Here is a 1,270-nt window from a genome sequence, read left to right on the forward strand (position 1 = left end):
AATGGCAAAGGAAAAGTTCGCGCGTACGAAACCGCACGTCAACATCGGCACGATTGGGCACGTTGACCACGGCAAGACCACGCTGACCGCAGCAATCACGAAGTATTTTGGCGACTTCAAGGCGTATGACGCGATTGACTCGGCGCCCGAGGAGAAGGCGCGCGGGATCACGATCTCGACCGCGCACGTGGAATACGAGACCGAAGCGCGCCACTATGCCCACGTGGACTGCCCCGGCCACGCCGACTACGTCAAGAACATGATCACCGGTGCGGCGCAGATGGACGGCGCGATCCTGGTTGTGAACGCGGCTGACGGCCCGATGCCGCAGACCCGCGAGCACATCCTGCTGGCGCGTCAGGTCGGCGTTCCGGCGCTGGTCGTGTACATGAACAAGGTCGACCAGGTCGACGACGAAGAGCTGCTGGAGCTGGTCGAGATGGAAGTGCGCGAGCTGCTCAGCTCCTACGACTTCCCCGGCGACGATATTCCGATCGTCAAGGGTTCGGCTCTGATGGCGATGAACGGCGACAAGCCGGAGATCGGCGAGAACTCGATCCGCGAGCTGATGGCTGCGGTTGACGAGTACATCCCGACGCCGGAGCGTGCGGTTGACCAGCCGTTCCTGATGCCGATCGAAGACGTGTTCTCGATCTCGGGCCGCGGCACCGTGGTTACGGGGCGTGTCGAGCGTGGCGTGATCAACGTCGGCGACACGATCGAGATCGTGGGGATTCGCGACACCCAGACCACCACCTGCACCGGTGTGGAAATGTTCCGCAAGCTGCTGGACCGTGGTGAAGCCGGCGACAACATCGGCGCGCTGCTGCGCGGTATCGACCGCGAAGGCGTCGAGCGCGGCCAGGTGCTGTGCAAGCCCAAGTCGGTGACCCCGCACACCAAGTTCGAAGCCGAAGCCTATATCCTGACCAAGGAAGAGGGCGGCCGTCACACCCCGTTCTTCGCGAACTACCGTCCGCAGTTCTACTTCCGGACCACCGACGTGACCGGCACCGTGACGCTGGCCGAAGGCACCGAGATGGTGATGCCGGGCGATAACGTGGGCTTCACCGTCGAGCTGATCGCGCCGATCGCGATGGAAGACGGCCTGCGCTTCGCCATCCGCGAAGGCGGCCGTACCGTCGGCGCCGGCGTGGTTTCCAAAATTATCGAATAATTTTGGAAAGCGGTGGGCGGCCGTTGCTCCGCAGGAGCACTGAGTGCCCACACCGTTGATCTAAGGAGAGGCCGCCCCAAAAAGGGCGGCCTT

General features: G+C 63.2%; 1 protein-coding gene. It reads left to right on the plus strand.

The features are described 5' to 3' along the window. Nucleotide 1 precedes the first annotated feature (1 nt). The gene (gene tuf, locus G0P99_RS18785) at nucleotides 2-1,177 is read left to right on the plus strand and encodes an elongation factor Tu (protein ID WP_164132024.1); all 1,176 of its coding nucleotides are present in this window, start codon (nucleotides 2-4) and stop codon (nucleotides 1,175-1,177) included. Nucleotides 1,178-1,270 lie beyond the last annotated feature (93 nt).

Source organism: Ruegeria sp. PrR005 (genome assembly GCF_010500245.1).
In the GTDB taxonomy this organism is placed as follows: Bacteria; Pseudomonadota; Alphaproteobacteria; order Rhodobacterales; family Rhodobacteraceae; genus Ruegeria_B; species Ruegeria_B marisflavi.

Coding starts and splice junctions, on each gene's coding strand:
- tuf (WP_164132024.1), top strand. CDS start 2: ATGGCAAAGGAAAAGTTCGCGCGTACGAAACCGCACGTCAACATCGGC.